Source organism: Rhodococcus sp. WB9 (assembly GCF_007558985.1).
Lineage (GTDB): Bacteria > Actinomycetota > Actinomycetes > Mycobacteriales > Mycobacteriaceae > Rhodococcus_F > Rhodococcus_F opacus.
This window is the reverse complement of record NZ_CP041769.1, coordinates 2,548,223-2,565,377: the sequence shown is the minus strand read 5'-3', so window position 1 is coordinate 2,565,377 and position 17,155 is coordinate 2,548,223. Positions and strand designations below refer to the sequence as shown.

At 67.5% G+C, this 17,155-nt stretch carries 15 protein-coding genes; all 15 read right to left on the bottom strand.

Going from position 1 to position 17,155, the window contains the following annotated elements; genetic code table 11:
* Positions 1 to 161: 161 nt before the first annotated feature.
* Positions 162 to 1,784 (bottom strand): NADH-quinone oxidoreductase subunit NuoN, encoded by a 1,623-nt coding sequence (gene nuoN / locus FND50_RS11940; protein ID WP_144285910.1) that lies wholly within the window; start codon positions 1,782 to 1,784, stop codon positions 162 to 164.
* Positions 1,781 to 3,352, bottom strand: coding sequence for an NADH-quinone oxidoreductase subunit M (locus FND50_RS11935; protein ID WP_186301273.1), 1,572 nt, complete (start codon positions 3,350 to 3,352; stop codon positions 1,781 to 1,783). The genes nuoN and FND50_RS11935 overlap by 4 nt, the downstream gene beginning before the upstream one ends.
* Positions 3,349 to 5,271 carry an NADH-quinone oxidoreductase subunit L gene (gene nuoL, locus FND50_RS11930; RefSeq protein ID WP_144285908.1) on the bottom strand — a complete coding sequence of 641 codons (1,923 nt, stop codon included), beginning with the start codon at positions 5,269 to 5,271 and terminating at the stop codon, positions 3,349 to 3,351. Before nuoL ends, FND50_RS11935 begins: the two co-directional genes overlap by 4 nt.
* A 72-nt stretch (positions 5,272 to 5,343) precedes the next feature.
* A complete protein-coding gene (gene nuoK, locus FND50_RS11925; protein ID WP_005239116.1) occupies positions 5,344 to 5,643 on the bottom strand; it encodes an NADH-quinone oxidoreductase subunit NuoK in 300 nt (99 codons plus the stop codon).
* The gene (locus FND50_RS11920; RefSeq protein WP_166680703.1) at positions 5,640 to 6,449 is read right to left on the bottom strand and encodes an NADH-quinone oxidoreductase subunit J; all 810 of its coding nucleotides are present in this window, start codon (positions 6,447 to 6,449) and stop codon (positions 5,640 to 5,642) included. The genes nuoK and FND50_RS11920 overlap by 4 nt, the downstream gene beginning before the upstream one ends.
* Before the next feature lie 31 nt (positions 6,450 to 6,480).
* Positions 6,481 to 7,047 (bottom strand): NADH-quinone oxidoreductase subunit NuoI, encoded by a 567-nt coding sequence (nuoI, locus tag FND50_RS11915; RefSeq protein WP_007300246.1) that lies wholly within the window; start codon positions 7,045 to 7,047, stop codon positions 6,481 to 6,483.
* Complete coding sequence (gene nuoH / locus FND50_RS11910; protein WP_144285907.1) at positions 7,040 to 8,392, bottom strand: NADH-quinone oxidoreductase subunit NuoH; 1,353 nt, start codon at positions 8,390 to 8,392, stop codon at positions 7,040 to 7,042. The genes nuoI and nuoH overlap by 8 nt, the downstream gene beginning before the upstream one ends.
* Positions 8,389 to 10,788, bottom strand: a complete 2,400-nt coding sequence (locus FND50_RS11905) for an NADH-quinone oxidoreductase subunit G (RefSeq protein WP_260850969.1) — start codon at positions 10,786 to 10,788, stop codon at positions 8,389 to 8,391. Before FND50_RS11905 ends, nuoH begins: the two co-directional genes overlap by 4 nt.
* A gap of 154 nt (positions 10,789 to 10,942) precedes the next feature.
* Positions 10,943 to 12,241 (bottom strand): NADH-quinone oxidoreductase subunit NuoF, encoded by a 1,299-nt coding sequence (gene nuoF / locus FND50_RS11900; RefSeq protein ID WP_007300243.1) that lies wholly within the window; start codon positions 12,239 to 12,241, stop codon positions 10,943 to 10,945.
* 1 nt (position 12,242) lies between these two features.
* Positions 12,243 to 13,202: an NADH-quinone oxidoreductase subunit NuoE gene (nuoE, locus tag FND50_RS11895; RefSeq protein WP_144285906.1), complete on the bottom strand. Its 960-nt coding sequence runs from the start codon at positions 13,200 to 13,202 to the stop codon at positions 12,243 to 12,245.
* Between the two features lie 67 nt (positions 13,203 to 13,269).
* Positions 13,270 to 14,586: an NADH dehydrogenase (quinone) subunit D gene (nuoD, locus tag FND50_RS11890; RefSeq protein ID WP_005239107.1), complete on the bottom strand. Its 1,317-nt coding sequence runs from the start codon at positions 14,584 to 14,586 to the stop codon at positions 13,270 to 13,272.
* Positions 14,586 to 15,323 carry an NADH-quinone oxidoreductase subunit C gene (locus tag FND50_RS11885; RefSeq protein ID WP_144285905.1) on the bottom strand — a complete coding sequence of 246 codons (738 nt, stop codon included), beginning with the start codon at positions 15,321 to 15,323 and terminating at the stop codon, positions 14,586 to 14,588. Before FND50_RS11885 ends, nuoD begins: the two co-directional genes overlap by 1 nt.
* Positions 15,324 to 15,528: 205 nt before the next feature.
* Positions 15,529 to 16,083, bottom strand: a complete 555-nt coding sequence (locus FND50_RS11880) for an NADH-quinone oxidoreductase subunit B family protein (RefSeq protein ID WP_005239105.1) — start codon at positions 16,081 to 16,083, stop codon at positions 15,529 to 15,531.
* Positions 16,084 to 16,132: 49 nt separating this feature from the next.
* Entirely contained in the window at positions 16,133 to 16,492 is a 360-nt protein-coding gene (locus FND50_RS11875; protein WP_005239104.1) for an NADH-quinone oxidoreductase subunit A, read from the bottom strand.
* Positions 16,493 to 16,709: 217 nt separating this feature from the next.
* Positions 16,710 to 17,132 carry a response regulator transcription factor gene (locus FND50_RS11870; RefSeq protein ID WP_037202955.1) on the bottom strand — a complete coding sequence of 141 codons (423 nt, stop codon included), beginning with the start codon at positions 17,130 to 17,132 and terminating at the stop codon, positions 16,710 to 16,712.
* Between the last annotated feature and the right edge of the window lie 23 nt (positions 17,133 to 17,155).

Below are 17,155 nucleotides of genomic sequence, written 5' to 3'. Positions count from 1 at the left end.
CGATCGGTCGCGCTCCGGCGTGTCTCCGACATTCACTCTCGCTCAGTCGGTATCTTGTCCGGTTTGCATTCCACCACACTCACACGGGTCCCGCCAGCCACTTGGACTACATCCGTCACATCGGACACTCGCGACCCGCGCCGAACCGGCAGCGCCCCGAGTCAGCGGAAGAACACCGCAGCCTGGTCGGCCAGATCGAGTGCCCCCTGCGGCAGGATTCCGAGCACGACCGTCACCACCACTCCGACCGCGATGGCCGCGGCGGTGAACATGCTGGGCACCACGATCGTCGGGGCGTCGCTCTGCGGCTCCGAGAAGAACATCAGGACGATGACCCGGACGTAGAAGAACGCCGCGATCGCGCTGCTGACGACACCGACGAGAACGAGCGGAACGGCGCCGCCCTCGATGGCGGCCTGGAAGACCGCGAACTTGCTGACGAACCCACTCGTCAAGGGAATTCCGGCGAACGCCAGCAGGAACAGCGCGAAGACCCCGCCGACCAGGGGCGAGCGCCGGCCCAGCCCCGCCCAGCGGGACAGGTCCGTCGCCTCGCCCCGACTGTCCCGCACCAGGGTGACGACGGCGAACGCGCCGAGCGTGCTGAATCCGTAGGCCAGGAGATAGAACATCGTGGACGACAGACCGGCCCGGTTTGCCGCGACCAGACCGGTGAGGATGAATCCGGCGTGCGCGACCGACGAATACGCGAGCATCCGCTTGACATCGTTCTGCGTGACCGCCATGACCGCACCGACCACCATGGTGAGGATGGCGACGCCCCACATCACGGGCCGCCAGTCCGACCGCAGGTCGGGCAGTGCCACGTAGAAGATGCGCAGCATCGCGCCGACGGCCGCGACCTTGGTGGCCGCCGCCATGAAGGCGGTGATCGGGGTCGGTGCACCCTGATAGACGTCGGGGATCCAGGAGTGGAACGGGACGGCACCGATCTTGAACAACAGGCCCACCGACAGCAGCGCGATACCGATCAGCGCCAGCGTCTTGTCGTCGGTGCCCCGGGCGAGCGCGTCGGCGATCCTCGGCAACTCGACGGTGCCGGCGTAGCCGTACAGCAAGGCCACCCCGAACAGGAAGAACGCCGACGAGAACGCCCCCAGCAGAAAGTATTTGAGGGCCGCCTCCTGCGACAGGAGACGGCGACGGCGCGCCAGCCCGCACAACAGGTACAGGGGCAGCGAGAGGACCTCGAGCGCCACGAACATGGTGAGGAGGTCGTTGGACGCCGGGAACAGGAGCATCCCGCCGACCGCGAACAGGGTGAGGGGAAAGACCTCGGTGTGCCCCGGGGCGTTCGTGGTGGCCTCCCGTTCGGCGACGCTGCCGGGGACGGCGAATGCCTGCGGGGTGAAGGCATCGGTTCCGCCTTCCGGCTCGGCTGCACTCGCGGCCGTGACCTCCGCGGTCGCGGCGGCGACCCCGCTGTCGACGCTCCGCTCGGCGATGAGCAGGATCGCGGGGATCGAGATCAGCAGGATCGTTCCCTGGAGGAACAGCGTCGGACCGTCGACGGCGACCGCGCCCCCGACGGCGGAGTCACGGGTTCCGGCGAGCATGACGACGGCCACGAACGCGGCGGTGAGTCCGCCGAGCGCGAGGACGAGATGGCTCGAGTAGCGGCCGCGCCGGGGCAGGAACGCCTCGACGAGCACACCGGCGACAGCCACACCGAACACGATCAACATGGGTGCCAGCTGACCGTATTCGATGTCCGGCGCGCGCAACGTCGAGGACTGGGCGAGTACGAGTTCGGAGGTACTCATCGGTGTGTGCCTCCCTCTGGGTCCGGTCCGGCGACGGTGGGTGCTGGATCGTGCTGACCGACGGTGACGAGGACGTGGCTCACCGCGGGGGTGATGACGTCCAGCACGGGCTTGGGGTAGACGCCGAGGACGAGCAGCAGGGCGATCAGCGGCGCCACGACCGCGATCTCACGGCGCACGAGATCGCGGACGGTCTCGTTGCCCTCCTTCAGCGGCCCGGTCATCATCCGCTGGTAGAGCCACAGCACGTAGATCGCGGCGAGGACGAGCGCGAAAGTCGCCACCACGGCTGCGATCTGGTAGCGCGAGAACGTGCCGACCAGGACGAGGAACTCGCTGATGAACGGCGCCAGGCCGGGCAGCGACAGCGTGGCCAGCCCCGCCACGAGGAACGTCCCTGCCATCACCGGCGCGACCTTCTGCACGCCGCCGTAGTCGGCGATGAGGCGGGTGCCGCGCCGGGACACCAGGAACCCCGCGATCAGGAACAGCGCCGCGGTCGAGATGCCGTGGTTGACCATGTACAGCGTCGATCCGGCCTGTCCCTGGCTCGTCATGGCGAAGATGCCGAGAATGATGAACCCGAAGTGCGAGATCGACGTGTAGGCGATCAAGCGCATCACGTCGGTCTGGCCGATGGCCAGCACCGCGCCGTAGATGATGCCGATCACCGCCAGCACCGTGACGAACGGTGCGAAGTACGCGGACGCCTCGGGGAACATCTGCAGGCAGTAGCGCAGCATGCCGAACGTCCCGACTTTGTCGACGACGGCCATCATGAGCACCGCGCTGGCCGGGGTGGCTTCCACCGCGGCGCCCGGCAGCCACGTGTGGAACGGCCACAACGGCGCCTTGACCGCGAACGCGAACATGAAACCGAGGAACAGCGCCTTCAGCACGCCGGGGTCGGCGTCCAGCCCTTCGGCGACGATCACCCGGAAGTCGAAAGTGCCGCCGCCGAAGACGTCCTGACGCGCCGTCACCACGTATACCCCGATGACCGCGGCCAGCATGATCAGGCCGCCGAACAGGTTGTAGAGCAGGAACTTCACCGCGGCGTACGTTCTCCCCACCCCGCCGAATCCTCCGATCAGGAAGTACATCGGGATGAGCATGGCCTCGAAGAAGATGTAGAAGAGCAGGACGTCGAGGGCGGTGAACGACACGATCACCATCGCCTCGACCATCAACGTCAGCGCCACGTACGTGTGGGCCATTCGCCGGTGCCCGTAGTCGGGCGCGGTGTCACCGTCGTTCCACCCCGCCAGCAACAGCAGCGGCACCAGAACGGCGGTGAGGAGCACCAGGACGAGCGCGATGCCGTCGAGGCCGAGGATGTACCGGGTGCCGAAGGCCGGGATCCAGGCGTGCGATTCCACGAACTGGTACTGCTCGCCGGTCGGATCGAAGCGGATCGCCAGCACGACCGCCAGGCACAGCACCACCACGGACACGCCCACGGCAACGGATTTCGCGAGCGCGCGCTTGTGGACGGGCAGAGCCAGGACCACCCCGGCACCGACGAGTGGCAGCACCCAGAGGGCGGTCAGCCACGGGAAGCCGCTCACCACAGCCTCACCAGCATCGTGGCGACCAGAAGTGCCGCACCGGCGAACATGAACAGCGCGTACGACCGGACGAACCCCGTCTGCAGACGCCGCACCCGCATCGACGTTCCGCCGACGAGCGCGGCGAACCCATTGACGGCACCGTCGACTCCCCTGCCGTCGACGGTCACGAGTGTTCGCGTCAGTTCCTGCCCGGGACGCATCAGTGCGGCCTCGTTGAACGCGTCGCCGTACAGGTCCTTCCTGGCCGCGGCGGTGAATGCGGTGACCTTCGCCGGCGCGACCTCGGGGATCGGCTGCCGGGCGTACTGCCGGTAGGCCACCGCGACTCCTGCCAGCACCACCACCAGTGTGAGTGCGGTGATCGCCCACACGGGCAGGGCGGGCTCGCCGTGGTGGGCGCCGACGACCGGTTCCAGCCAGTGCTGCAGGGAGGAGCCGACCGCGAGTAGGGCGCCGGCAGCGACCGAACCGACCGCGAGCAGAATCATCGGCACCGTCATCACCCCTGGCGATTCGTGTGGGTCGGCGACGGGAACATCCCCCCTCGCGTCGCTCGCCCCGGAAGCCCAGCGTGGTTGTCCGAAGAAGGTCATCAGCATCACCCTGGTCATGTAGAAGGCGGTGAGTCCCGCACCGAGCAGCGTGACCGTTCCGAGGACGACGCCCTGGACGCCCTCGGCGGCGAACGCCGCTTCGATGATCTTGTCCTTGGAGAAGAAGCCGGAGAACGGCGGAATCCCGATGATGGCCAGGTATCCCAGCCCGAACGTGACGAACGTGATCGGCATGACGGTGCGCAGACCGCCGTAGCGGCGCATGTTCACCTCGTCGTTCATGCCGTGCATCACCGAGCCTGCGCCGAGGAACAGGCCGGCCTTGAAGAAGCCGTGCGTGAGCAGCAGCATGATGGCGAACGCGTACCCGGCCGGTCCCAGACCGGCGGCCAGCACCATGTACCCGATCTGGCTCATCGTGGATGCCGCCAGCGCCTTCTTGATGTCGTCCTTCGCGCAGCCGATGATCGCGCCGAACAGCAGGGTCACCGCGCCGACGATCACGACGGCGAGCTGGGCATTCGGGGCCAGGTCGAAGATCGCGTTGGACCGGACGATCAGATACACACCCGCCGTGACCATGGTCGCGGCGTGGATGAGCGCCGACACCGGTGTCGGGCCTTCCATGGCGTCACCGAGCCAGGACTGCAACGGGACCTGCGCCGATTTGCCGCACGCGGCGAGCAGCAGCGCGAGCCCGATCGCGGTCAGCACCCCCTCGCTGGCGGCGTCGGCACGAGTGAACACGTCGGCGAACTCGATCGAGCCGAAAGTCGAGAACATGATCATGATCGCGAGAATCAGACCCATGTCACCGACGCGGTTGACCACGAACGCCTTCTTCGCGGCCGCCGCCGCGGACGGCTTGTACTGCCAGAACCCGATGAGCAGGTACGAGGCGAGACCGACACCCTCCCAGCCGACGTACAGGCCGAGGAAGTTGTCGGCCAGCACCAGCAGCAGCATCGCCGCGAGGAACAGATTGAGGTAGGCGAAGAAACGCCTGCGCTCCGGGTCGTGCGCCATGTAGCCGACCGAATAGATGTGGATCAGCGAACCCACCCCGGTGATCAGCAGCACGAAGCACACGGACAGCTGGTCGAGTTGGAGACCGAAATCCACCTGGAGTTCGCCGACGGGCACCCAGCTGAACAGGGTCTGGTGCACGACCCGCTCGGCGGCGTCCCGGCCCAGCATGTCGACGAAGAAGACGACGCCGAGCGCGAAGGAGACCAGTGCCGTCGCGCAGCCGAGGAGGTGGCCCCACGCATCGCTGCGCCGGCCCGCCAGCAGGAGCACGGCGGCTCCGAGGAGCGGCAGAACCGGCAGCAGCCACACGGTCGACGAGAGCGTTCCGCTCATGCCGCACCGCCGATCGGGGAGTCGTCGTCGGGCAAAGTCACCTTCTCGAGGATGTGCGTCATCGGGGACCCGTCAGTTCTTGAGGAGGTTGGCGTCGTCGACGGAAGCCGAACGGCGGGAACGGAAGATGGTCATGATGATCGCCAGACCGACAACGACCTCGGCGGCCGCGACGACCATGGTGAAGAACGCGAAGACCTGGCCGTCGAGGTTGCCATGCATTCGGGCGAACGTCACGAACGCCAGATTCGAGGCGTTGAGCATCAGTTCGATGCACATGAACACGATAATCGCGTTGCGGCGGATCAGCACGCCGGCCGCGCCGATCGTGAACAGCAGCGCCGACAGGTAGAGGTAATTCTCGGGGTTCATCGCCGACTCCCCTCGTCGGTGGCACCAGGTTCGGGGGTCGCGACGTCCGCGGTGCCCAGCGCCCGGGCGGGCAGGCTCGGCCGCCGTTCGAGCGACCGGCTGACGGACAGCTCGGAGAACGTGCCGTCGGGCAGCAACGCCGGTATGTCGACGGCGTTGTGTCGCGCGTAGACACCCGGACTGGGCAGCGGTGTGACACGGGCACCCTCGCGGACGCGGTCCTGGGACAGCTCGCGCTGGTCCTTCCGCCGCTCGAAACGCTCCCGGTGGGCGAGCACCATCGCACCGATGGTTGCGGTGATCAGCAACGCACCGGTCAGTTCGAAAGCCCACACGTACCGGAGGAACACGAGTTCGGCCAGTCCCTCGACGTTGCCGCCCGCGTTGGCCTGGTCGAGACCGGTGAACGCGGAGACGGACGCACTCCCGATGCCGCCGATCAGCAGGAGGCCGAATCCCAGTCCCGCCGCGATCGCGGCCACCCGCTGACCGCGGAGGTTCTCGACGAGGGATTCGGAGGAGTCGACGCCGATGAGCATGAGCACGAACAGGAACAGCATCATGACCGCGCCGGTGTACACCACGATCTGCACGACGCCGAGGAAGAGTGCGCCCTGGGCGATGTAGAAGACGGCCAGGATGATCATGGTCGTCGCGAGGAAGATCGCCGAGTACACGGCCTTGGTTGCGCTGACCACTCCGAGCGCGCCGATCACGGCCACGGTCGCGAGGACCCAGAACTGCACACCCTCGCCCGTCGAGGTCTGGGTGAAGGGTTCCGCGACCAGCTGGACCGCGGACGGCATCGTGTTCACCACGTCGGCTCTCCTCCCTCGATCACGGCCTGTCCCCCGCCGTGTCCTCGACCTCGGACTCGTCCTGCGCCGCGGCCGCCGCTCCCCCGGTCACTGTGCCGCGGTAGTAGTCCTCAGCGGTGGTGCCCGGGGCCATCGGGTGCGGCGACGCGACCATGCCGGACTCGAGCGGGGCCAGCAGCCGGTCCTTCTCGTAGATCAGACCGGCCCGGTTGTCGTCGGCCATCTCGTACTCGTTGGTCATGGTCAGCGCCCGCGTCGGGCACGCCTCGATACACAGCCCGCACCCGATGCAGCGCAGGTAGTTGATCTGATACACCTGGCCGTACCGCTCGCCGGGCGAGAAGCGTTCCTCGTCGGTGTTGTCGGCGCCCTCCACGTAGATGGCGTCGGCGGGGCACGCCCAGGCACACAGTTCGCACCCGATGCACTTCTCCAACCCGTCCGCGTAACGGTTGAGCTGGTGCCTGCCGTGGTAGCGGGCCGCCGTCGGCACCTTCTCCTCGGGGTAGAACTCGGTGTTCGATTTCTTGAACATCGTCGAGAAGGTCACGCCGAAACCCGCTATGGGGCCGAGGAATTTAGTCATCGCTGTCCTCCTGGGTGGGACCGGTGGAGTGTGCGCCGGTGACGGAGACGGGCGTACGCCGGAACGCAGGCAGCGTCTGACCCGGCATCGGCGGAACCGGGTATCCACCGGCCATGGGGTCGAACGGTTCGAGTGTCTCGGGGGCCGGTTCGGCACGTCCCCGCGGCTCGACCGGCTTCTCGGGTGCGCGAACGCCGCCCGGGCGCAGGCGCTTCCACAGGAGCACCACCACGACGAGGGCGACGACGAGGCCCGCGACGACGAGCGCGATCGTCCGGGCGTCGTAGCCCTCGTTGCGGAAGGCCCGGACGGTGGCGACGATCATGACCCACACCAGCGAGATCGGGATCAGGATCTTCCAGCCGAGACCCATGAACTGGTCGTACCGCAGCCGGGGCAGCGTGGCGCGCAGCCAGACGAACACGAACAGGAAGCCCCAGACCTTCAGCGTGAACCACAGCACCGGCCACCAGCCGGAATTCGCGCCGTCCCACAGGCTGAGCGGGAACGGGGCGTGCCAGCCGCCGAGGAACAGTGTGGTGGCGAGCGCCGAGACCGTCACCATGTTCACGTACTCGGCGAGCATGAACATCGCGAAGCTCAGCGAGGAGTACTCGGTGTGGAATCCGCCGACCAGTTCGCCTTCGGCCTCGGGCAGGTCGAAGGGCGCCCGGTTGGTCTCGCCGACCATCGACGTGACGTAGATGAGGAACGACGGCAGCAGCAGGAAGACGTACCAGGTGTGTTCTTGGGCGGCGACGATGCCCGACGTGGACATCGTTCCGGCGTCCAGGAAGACGGCCGCGAACGACAACGCCATCGCGATCTCGTACGAGATCACCTGCGCAGTCGAGCGCAGCCCGCCCAGCAACGGGTACGTGGAGCCGGACGCCCAGCCGGCGAGCACGATGCCGTAGACGCCGATCGACGTGGCCGCGAGGACGTAGAGGACTGCCACCGGCAGGTCCGTCAGCTGCAATGGCGTGTAGTGCCCGAAGATCGACACCGCCGGGCCGAACGGGATCACGGCGAACGCCATGAACGCAGGTACCGCGGCGATGATCGGCGCCAGGATGTAGATCGGCTTGTCCACACCCTTCGGGACGATCCCCTCCTTCAGTGCGAGCTTGATGCCGTCGGCGAGGCTCTGCAGCATGCCCCGCGGGCCCACCCGGTTCGGGCCGACGCGCATCTGCATCCAGGCCATGACCTTGCGTTCGGCCAGGATCGTCAGAAGCGGGGTGAGGACGAGGAACACGAAGATGGCCAGGGCCTTGCCGAGCACCAGCCACCACGGGTCGTGGCCGAACAGCGCCGGGTCGGGGTAGACGGCCTCGATCGTCACAGCGCACCTCCCGCGACCATCCCGTTGGTGCCGGCCGCGCGGCGGACGTTCACGACGCTCCCCGCCCGGGCGGCCAGTTGCTGGTAGACGGCGGATCCGGGCGAGTTGAGGGGCAGCCACACCACTCGATCCGGCATGTCGGTGATCACCAACGGCAGGGTGACCGCGCCCCGTTCCGTCGTCACGGTGACCGGATCTCCGTCACCGGCACCCGACTCTGCAGCCGAGGCCGCGGACATCCGCACGACCGGAGTGCGGGCAGTGCCTGCCAGGTGCGGCTCCCCGTCCTGCAGCCGTCCCGAGTCGAGCAGCATCCGCCAGGTGGCGAGCACCGCCTCCCCCGGCCCGGGTTCCCGCCGTGGCGGTTGCGGATGGTCGGGCGGATCCGGGAAGTCACCGTCCCAGGCGCCGAGCCTCTCGAGTTCGCGCCGTGCGGTGGCGGCGTCCGGAAGACCCAGCGGGACCCCCATTTCGCCGGCGATCGCGTGGAGTACCCGCTGATCGGGCATCGACCCGGTGGCGCGGAGGGCGGCGTCGAAATCGCGTGTGCGCCCTTCCCAGTCGAGGAAGGTGCCCGGCTTCTCCATGACCGGTGCGACGGGGAACACCACGTCCGCGCGCTCGCTGATCGCACTGTGGCGCAGTTCCAGACTCACGACGAACCCTGCCGCCTCGACCGCGGCCAGCGCGGCCTGCGGGTCGGGGAGGTCGTCGGCCTCGACACCGCCGATCACCAGCGCCCCGAGCGTCTTCGCCTCGGCTGCGGCGAGGATGCCCGCGGTGTCCCGGCCTGCGGTGTCCGGCAGATCCGCGGCGTTCCACACCGACGCGACCTGCCGCCGCGCCTCCGGATCGTCCACCGGTCTGCCACCCGGGAGCAGTCCGGGCAGCGCGCCCGCCTCGAGTGCGCCACGTTCGCCGGCCCGTCGCGGCACCCAGGCCAGCCGGGCCCCCGTCTCGTCGGCCAGCCGGACCGCCGCGGACAACGCCCCCGGCACCCCGGCGAGTCTCTCCCCGACCACGATGACCGCACCCGGCCGGCGCAGCAGTTCGGTGACGCCTGGGTCCAGATCACCCGTGCGGAGTCCGTCGAGGACCTCCGCCTCCGCATTCGGCGCGGACCGCAGCAACCGGCCGGACATCTTCTCCAGGCCACGGGACGCGTACGGGGCGATCGAGTAGACCGGAACGGCCTTCGCGCGCGCGGCCTTGCGCAGCCGGAGGAAGACGATCGGCGATTCCTCCTCCGGCTCGAACGCGGCGAGAAGGACGACCGGCGCGGCGTCGAGGTCCTCGTACGTGACCGCGAGTCGCTGCCCCGCCACCCGGGCGGCCAGGAACTCGGCCTCCTCGCCGGAGTGCGTGCGACTGCGGAAGTCGATGTCGTTGGTGCCGAGCGCTGTTCGCGCGAACTTTGCGTAGGCGTAGGCGTCCTCCCACGTGGACCGGCCCCCGACGAGAACACCCGCGTTCCCCCGCGCGGCGGCCAATCCCCGCGCCGCGACGGCCAGGGCCTCGGACCAGGACGCGGGCGCCAGAATTCCGTCGTCGCCGCGGACCAACGGGGCGGTGATCCGGTCACGCTCGGTGGCGTAGGCGAACGCCCACCGCCCCTTGTCGCAATTCCACTCCTCGTTGACCTCCGGATCGTCGCCCGCCAGCCGGCGCAGCACTTTGCCCCGCCGGTGGTCGGTGCGCTGGGCGCACCCGCTCGCACAGTGCTCGCACACACTGGGGCTGGAAACCAGGTCGAACGGGCGGGCCCGGAAACGGTACGCGGAACCCGTCAGCGCACCCACCGGGCAGATCTGGACGGTGTTGCCGGAGAAGTACGACTCGAACGGTTCCTTCGCGTAGATCCCGACCTGCTGCAGCGCGCCGCGTTCCATGAGTTCGATGAACGGGTCGCCGGCGACCTGCTGGGAGAACCGGGTACACCGCGCGCACAACACGCACCGCTCACGGTCCAGCAGGACCTCCGTGGACAGCGGAATCGGTTTGGGGAACGTGCGCTTGACCTCACCGAAACGCGACTCCGCGCGCCCGTTCGACATCGCCTGGTTCTGCAGGGGGCACTCGCCGCCCTTGTCGCACACCGGGCAGTCCAGGGGATGGTTGATCAGCAGCAACTCCATAACACCCTTCTGCGCCTTGTCGGCGACGGGCGACGTGAGCTGGGTGTGGACGACCATGCCGTCGGTGACAGTCGTGGTGCAGGAGGCGAGCGGCTTGCGCTGCCCCTCCACGTCGACGAGGCACTGGCGGCAGGCACCGACCGGATCGAGCAGCGGGTGATCGCAGAACCGCGGGATCTGGATGCCGATCATCTCCGCGGCACGAATCACCAACGTGCCCTTGGGGACACTGACCCCGACACCGTCGATGACGACGCTCACTGCGTCAGGGCTCGTATCATGGCTCGCTACACTCGCAGGCGCGGAGCCCTTCACGCGCGCCCTTCCCTCATCGCTCACTCGCTGCGCTCCCTCGCTCCTCGGTCCAGAACGCGCGGCCTCCGCGCCGAAACATCGCTCGCTACACTCGCAGGCTTCATGCATGCACTCCCGCCATGAGCGTCGACTGATGCGGGTCGAACGGACAGCCACCCTGCTCGAAGTGTGCGAGGTATTCGTCGCGGAAGTACTTGATGGAGGACATGATCGGACTGGCCGCACCGTCACCGAGAGCGCAGAACGACTTGCCGAGGATGTTGTCGGCGATGTCGAGCAGCTTCTCCAGATCGGCGTCGGTCCCCTCCCCTCGCTCGAGCCGCTCCAGGATCTGCACCAGCCAATAGGTGCCTTCCCGGCAGGGCGTGCACTTGCCGCACGACTCGTGCGCATAGAACTCGGTCCAGCGGAGCACGGCACGCACCACGCACGTGGTCTCGTCGAAGATCTGCAAGGCCTTGGTGCCCAGCATCGATCCGGCGGCGCCGACACCCTCGTAGTCGAGGGCGACGTCGAGATGCTCGTCGGTGAAGATCGGTGTCGAGGAACCGCCCGGGGTCCAGAACTTCAATCGGTGCCCTGCGCGGACTCCACCCGCGTACTCGAGCAACTCGCGCAGGGAGATTCCGAGCGGGGCCTCGTACTGTCCGGGCTTCGTCACGTGCCCGGACAGGGAGTACAGGGTGAAGCCGGGCGACTTCTCGCTGCCCATCGACCGGAACCACTCGATGCCGTTCACGATGATCGGCGGGACGCTCGCAATCGACTCGACGTTGTTGACGACAGTCGGTGACGCGTAGAGACCGGCCACCGCGGGGAACGGCGGACGCAACCGAGGCTGACCGCGGCGACCCTCCAGCGAATCGAGCAGCGCCGTCTCCTCGCCGCAGATGTACGCCCCTGCACCCGCATGCACGACTAGTTCGAGGTCGAAACCGGTGCCCAGGATGTTCTTGCCGAGGTAACCCGCCGCATACGCCTCCGCGACCGCGGCGTGCAGCCGGCGCAGCACCGGCACCACCTCGCCGCGCACATAGATGAAGGCGTGCCCGGCGCGGATCGCGTACGCCGCGATGATGACGCCCTCGACCAGCGCGTGCGGCGTGGCCAGCAGGAGCGGCATGTCCTTGCACGTGCCCGGTTCGGACTCGTCCGCGTTGACCACGAGGTAGTGCGGCTTGTCGTCGCCCTGCGGGATGAACGACCACTTCATCCCGGTCGGGAACCCGGCACCACCGCGACCGCGCAGTCCGGCCTCCTTGACCGTCGAAATGACCTCGTCCGGCTCCATGCGCAGCGCCTTCTGCAGGCCCTCGTACCCGTCGTGGCGACGGTACGTGTCGAGGGTCCAGGACTCGGGCTCGTCCCAGTAGCGGCTGAGGACAGGGGTCAGCGGCATGTCAGTCTCCCTTTCGACCCGGGTCGGTGGCCGCCGGATCCGTCTCTGAGGTGGACCGATCCGGAGGGACCGTCGCGGACGGGGCAGGTGACGGCTGGTCCTTCACCGATTCCTCCGCGACCGGCTCGGTGTCTCGCGACGGCGGCTCCGGGATCAGCGACGTCTCCGCGGGATCCGGCGCCGCCATGCCCCGTTCGTGCGCCACGCGCAGGCCGGCCAGTGTGGCGTCACCCGCGGTACCGCATTCCGCCAGCGCACCGGGACGCTCGTCGGGGAACCCGGCGAGAATGCGGGCGGTCTCCCGGAACGTGCACAGCGTCGCGCCGCGACTCGGCGACACCCGCTCACCAGAACGCAGGGAATCGACGAGTGAGCGAGCCGACTCCGGGGTCTGGTTGTCGAAGAACTCCCAGTTGACCATCATCACCGGGGCGTAATCGCACGCCGCATTGCATTCGATGTGCTCCAGCGTGACCTTGCCGTCCGCGGACGTGCCCCCGTGCGGCAGGTCGAGGTGCTCCTCCAGGGCGGCGAGGATCGCGTCGCCGCCCATGATCGCGCACAACGTGTTGGTGCACACTCCGACGTAGTAGTCGCCCGTCGGGTCGCGCCGGTACATCGAGTAGAAGGTGGCCACCGCGGCCACCTCTGCGCCGGTCAATCCGAGTCGGCCGGCACAGAACTCGATCCCCGCCGGCGTGATGCACCCGTCCTCCGCCTGCACCAGATGCAGCAGCGGTAGCAGCGCGGAACGCGAATTCGGGTACCGCGCGACGACGACGTCGGCATCGGCGTCCAGCCGCGCACGGACCTCCGGCGGATACTCCTCACGCGCACCCGGCCGCACCAGCAGCCCGTGCTCCTCCGGCCGGGGCCCGAACTCGATGAAGACTTGCGCGCTTTGGCTCGCTGCGCTCGCGGGTGCCTGGGCTTGGTCGTGCGCTCTTCCCTCGATACTCACTCGCTGCGCTCCCTCGCTCCTCGGTCCAGACCACACGGCCCAGACACCGAGCTCCTTGGCAGGGGCCTCATCGGTCCACGCCCCCCATCACCGGATCGATGCTCGCGACCGCCGCAATGACATCCGCAACCATGCCGCCCTCACACGTGGCCGCCACCGACTGCAGGTTCGTGAACGACGGATCCCGGAAATGCACCCGGTACGGGCGGGTGCCGCCGTCGCTCACCATGTGCACACCGAGCTCACCCCGCGGCGACTCCACCGCCACATACACCTGACCCGGCGGCACCCGGAAACCCTCCGTCACCAACTTGAAGTGATGGATCAGCGACTCCATCGACGAATCCATGATCTCGCGGACGTGCCCGGGCGAATTGCCCAGACCGTCGGGGCCCAATGTCAGATCCGCCGGCCACGCGATCTTCTTGTCCTCCGCCATGATCGGGCCCGGCCGCAACTTGTCGAGGCACTGCTCGACGATCTTCAGCGACTCCTTCATCTCGTCGACCCGGATCAGGTAGCGGCCATACGCGTCACACCCCGTGTCGGTGCTGACGTCGAACTCGTAATTCTCGTAACCGCAATACGGCTGCGACTTGCGCAGATCGTGCGGCAGACCCGTCGCACGCAGCATCGGACCGGTGATGCCGAGCGCCATGCACCCCGTGAGGTCGAGATACCCGATGCCCTGCGTACGCCCCTTCCAGATGCGGTTGTCGTTGAGAAGATTCTCCATGTCCCGCAGCCGTTCCGGCATCAACGTGAGCAACTCGCGCACCTTCTCCACGGCACCCTCCGGCAGGTCCTGCGACAAACCGCCCGGCCGGATGTACGCGTGATTCATGCGCAGTCCCGTGATCATCTCGAACACGTCCAGAACCAGCTCGCGTTCCCGGAAACCGAACAGCATCGCCGTGACCGCCCCCAGCTCCATACCACCCGTGGCCAACGCCACCAGATGCGAGGAGATGCGGTTGAGCTCCATCAACATGACCCGGATGACGCTCGCCCGCTCCGGCACCTGATCCGTGATGTCGAGCAACTTCTCCACTCCGAGGCAATACGCCGTCTCGTTGAAGAATGGCGACAGGTAATCCATCCGCGTCACGAACGTCACGCCCTGCGTCCACGTCCGGTACTCGAGGTTCTTCTCGATCCCCGTATGCAGATAACCGATACCGCACCGGGCCTCCGTGACCGTCTCACCCTCGATCTCCAAGATGAGCCGCAACACCCCGTGCGTCGACGGATGCTGCGGACCCATATTGACGACGATCCGCTCTTCGGCGCCCTCCGAACCCGCATCACCAGACGACGCCTTCACCGCATCGACGACCTCGTCCCAGTCCTGACCGGCGACGGTGAAAACCGTGTCCTCGCTCATCAGTTGTACCCCCGCCGCTCGTCGGGCGGCGCGATCTCCGCGCCCTTGTACTCGACGGGAATGCCGCCGAGCGGATAGTCCTTCCGCTGCGGATGACCCGGCCAGTCATCCGGCATCTCGATCCGGGTCAACGACGGATGGCCATCGAACACGATCCCGAAGAAGTCGTACGTCTCCCGCTCGTGCCAATCGTTCGTCGGATACACCTCGTACAACGACGGGATGTGCGGATCCGCATCCGGTGCCGCAACCTCCAGACGAATCCGACGATTGTGCGTGATCGACAACAACGGATACACCGCATGCAACTCCCGGCCCGCATCCTGCGGGAAATGCACACCATTCACACCCAGACACATCTCGAACCGCAGATCCGGCTCATCACGCAACGCCCGCGCCACCAACGGCAAAAACTCGCGCCGCACACCGAACGTCACCTCACCCCGAAACACCACAACCGACTCGATCGCCACCTCGAAACCCACACCCGAGTCCGCCAACGCCGCCCCCAGCCCATCCGCGACCTCGTCGAAATACCCGCCATACGGCCGCGGCGTACTCCCCGGCAACAACACCGGACGCACCAACCGCCCATACCCCGACGTATCCCCACTACCCCGCACCCCGAACAGCCCCTTGCGCACACCGATCTGTTCTGGGACATGGCTCGCGGGGACATGGCTCGCTTCGCTCGCGGGCGTCTGGGCTTCTACGTCCGGCCTTCCCTCGTCACTCACTCGCTACGCTCCCTCGCTCCTCAGTCCAGACCGCACGGCCCCGGCACCACCGCTCGGTTCGCTTCGCTCGCGGGCGTCTGGGCTTTACGCCCGGCCTTCCCTCGTCACTCACTCGCTACGCTCCCTCGCTCCTCAGTCCAGACCGCACGGCCCAGACGCCGGATCTCGGTTCCTCGACCTGGCTCAGCCCACCGATCCACGCCACTCATCTCAGAAGGCCCTTCATCTGGATGGTGGGGGTGGCGGCCAGCGCCGCCTGCTCCGCCGCCCGCGCCACCTCCTCGCGATGAACGCCGAGCGGCATCTGCTGGATCTTCTCGTGCAGGGTGAGGATCGCGTTCAGCAGCATCTCGGGCCTCGGCGGGCACCCCGGCAGATAGATGTCCACCGGCACGATGTGGTCGACGCCCTGCACGATCGCGTAGTTGTTGAACATGCCGCCCGACGACGCGCAGACGCCCATCGCCAGCACCCACTTCGGCTCGACCATCTGGTCGTAGATCTGCCGCAGCACCGGCGCCATCTTCTGGCTCACCCGGCCGGCCACGATCATCAGGTCCGCCTGCCGCGGCGACGCCCGGAACGCCTCCATGCCGAAACGGGCGATGTCGAAGCGTCCCCCTGCGGTCGCCATCATCTCGATCGCGCAACAGGCGAGCCCGAAACTCGCCGGCCACAGCGAGCCCTTGCGGACGTAACCCGCGAGCCCTTCGACCGTGGTCAGCAGGAAGCCGCTCGGCAGCTTCTCCTCGATGCCCATATCCGACTCTTCTCTTCCGACTTAGCTTTTGGATCGCTGGCGGGACCGATCAGTCCCAACTGAGACCGCCACGCCGCCACTCGTACGCGTAGGCGACGGAGACGTTGAAGATGAACAGGGCCATGGCCCCGAGACCGAAGAAACCGAGAGCATCGAAATGAACAGCCCACGGATAGAGGAAGACGATCTCGATGTCGAAGATGATGAAGAGCATGGCCGTCAGGTAGTACTTCACCGGGATGCGGCCCGCACCCAGAGGCGAGAGTGTCGGCTCGATGCCGCACTCGTAGGCGTCGAGCTTGGCACGGTTGTAGCGCCTCGGACCGACGATCCTCGCCACGATCACGGAGAAGACCGCGAACGCGACCGCAATCGCCCCGAGCACGAGGATCGGCACGTAGACATTCAATCCGTCTCAGCTCCCCTCTTCCCGAGCCTGTCCGCCCGATTCCCGGACGGTCGTTTCCGAAGCTACGCTCTTGTGAGTTATGCCACAGCGTACAAGGGAAGTCGTCGAGCCCGGTCGATTTGACCGTGCGAGTTCCAGGCGATCTCGAAGTACGGAAAACCCTGCGGCACAGGCGCTCGATGCACCTTCACGCGGCGGAAATCGGAGTCAGGAGAGCCTAAGCTGAGCGGCGGGTGCGCAGCAGCGCTATGACCGCTTCGGACAACCGGATCGGGTCGAGCGGATGCGGCACCGCGGCCTCGGCCCGCGACCAGGTGGCCAGCCAGGCGTCGTCGGGGCGCCCGGTCAGAACCAGGATCGGGGGGCAGTCGTCGATCTCGTCCTTCAACTGCTTCGCGATCCCCATCCCGCCCGCGGGCACCGCCTCCCCGTCCAGAACGGCCAGGTCGACACCGCCGGCATCCATCTGCCGGATCACCACGGGCGCGGTCGCCACCTCGACGTACTCCAACTCCGGAAGGTCGGGGTGCGGACGCGTCCCCAGCGCCAGCACAACCTTCTGGCGGGTGTTCGCATCGTCGCTGTAGACGAGGACACGCAACCGATCAGGACGGCTGGTGTGGGCGGTCGCGTCGGTCACGGACACGATGCTACCGGTCCCCC

Bases quoted from the DNA above. Each gene is read 5' to 3' on its own strand.
- nuoI (WP_007300246.1), bottom strand. From the start codon at position 7,047: ATGACTAAATTCCTCGGCCCCATAGCGGGTTTCGGCGTGACCTTCTCG.
- nuoL (WP_144285908.1), bottom strand. From the start codon at position 5,271: ATGAGCGGAACGCTCTCGTCGACCGTGTGGCTGCTGCCGGTTCTGCCG.
- FND50_RS11880 (WP_005239105.1), bottom strand. From the start codon at position 16,083: ATGGGCATCGAGGAGAAGCTGCCGAGCGGCTTCCTGCTGACCACGGTC.
- nuoF (WP_007300243.1), bottom strand. From the start codon at position 12,241: ATGCCGCTGACCCCTGTCCTCAGCCGCTACTGGGACGAGCCCGAGTCC.
- FND50_RS11920 (WP_166680703.1), bottom strand. From the start codon at position 6,449: ATGCCGTCCGCGGTCCAGCTGGTCGCGGAACCCTTCACCCAGACCTCG.
- nuoN (WP_144285910.1), bottom strand. From the start codon at position 1,784: ATGAGTACCTCCGAACTCGTACTCGCCCAGTCCTCGACGTTGCGCGCG.
- nuoK (WP_005239116.1), bottom strand. From the start codon at position 5,643: ATGAACCCCGAGAATTACCTCTACCTGTCGGCGCTGCTGTTCACGATC.
- nuoD (WP_005239107.1), bottom strand. From the start codon at position 14,586: ATGAGCGAGGACACGGTTTTCACCGTCGCCGGTCAGGACTGGGACGAG.